The 1,107-nt window shown below is 58.0% G+C and carries 1 protein-coding gene and 1 pseudogene; one reads left to right on the top strand and one right to left on the bottom strand.

Annotated features, from left to right (window positions below; all coding sequences use genetic code 11):
- Nucleotides 1-129 precede the first annotated feature (129 nt).
- Nucleotides 130-765 carry a 3-oxoacid CoA-transferase subunit B gene (locus OC184_RS20315; protein WP_265508964.1) on the top strand — a complete coding sequence of 212 codons (636 nt, stop codon included), beginning with the start codon at nt 130-132 and terminating at the stop codon, nt 763-765.
- Between the two features lie 235 nt (nt 766-1,000).
- Here OC184_RS20315 and OC184_RS20310 read toward each other — a convergent pair.
- Nucleotides 1,001-1,107, bottom strand: a pseudogene (locus tag OC184_RS20310) (IS5/IS1182 family transposase); the annotation flags it as partial.

Raw genomic sequence — 1,107 nt, 5'->3', positions numbered from 1 at the left:
GGCCTGACGCTGCGCAACCCACAAAGCTCCGCGCCAGCCCCCGTTGCCCAACCCGCCCAAACAGGCAAAAACCAAACCCGGAGTCTCGCTCACGCTGGATAAAAGTTGGGGGCAACGTCAGGTGCGACCATGACGTATTGGAGCGACGCAGAACTGGCATCGCGCGTAGCATTGGACATTCCGGATGGTGCTTACGTCAACTTGGGCATCGGCAAGCCGACGCATGTATCGGCTCATGTGCCCAAGGGGCGCGAAGTGATTTACCACTCCGAGAACGGTATGCTCGGTGTCGGCCCTACTCCCTTAGAGGGCCAGGAGGATGCCGAATTGATTGACGCCAGCAAGAGGTTCGTGACTGCGGCGCCGGGGGCAGCTTATTTTGAGCATGCCGACAGCTTTGCGATGATGCGCGGCGGACATATTGATATCGCTGTTCTAGGGGCCTATCAGGTGGCGGAAAACGGCGATCTTGCAAACTGGGCGACGCTGGACGAGAAGTTCCCTCCGGCCGTCGGCGGTGCTATGGACCTCGTGGTGGGTGTACCCAAGATCTTCGTGATGATGCGTCACGTGAACTTGGATGGTACTCCAAAGCTCCTGAAACGATGCACATACCCTCTGACCGGCCTTGGGGTTGTCAGTCGGGTCTACACTGACTTGGCGGTGCTGGATGTTACAGCCGAAGGGTTCCGCCTCCGCGACCTCGCTCCCGGCAACAGCATCCACGACGTGCAGGCCCTCACGGAGGCACACATCTTGCTGTGAAATGCAAGGTCTGTCTAGCAATGAGAGGATAGCCGGAGACGCGTTTTAGAGGAACCTGCGCGGCCTTATGTGGCAAACGCACCAAGGGCCGACGTGATTAGGATCGCGTTTCTAGGTTGTGCGGTTGCCGTACTTTTAGGGGAAGATGCGCACCTAGTCAGTTCCGAAGTTTTCGACCCTCAGGCACCAAGTGGTCTCATGGTTATCATCGAACACGTCAGTCTAGGGTCAGGATTCATAACCAATAGATGACGACAGCTGCGAGGGCGATCGCGGATAGGAAGACCTTTGGGCATCGGTCGTAGCGGGTCGCCACGCGCCTCCAGTCTTTAAGCCTGCCGA

Source organism: Paracoccus rhizosphaerae (assembly GCF_026162645.1).
GTDB lineage: Bacteria > Pseudomonadota > Alphaproteobacteria > Rhodobacterales > Rhodobacteraceae > Paracoccus > Paracoccus rhizosphaerae.
The sequence above is the reverse complement of the archived record's forward strand: the minus strand, read 5'-3'. Positions and strand labels throughout refer to the sequence as shown.

Bases quoted from the DNA above. Each gene is read 5' to 3' on its own strand.
- OC184_RS20315 (WP_265508964.1), top strand. From the start codon at position 130: ATGACGTATTGGAGCGACGCAGAACTGGCATCGCGCGTAGCATTGGAC.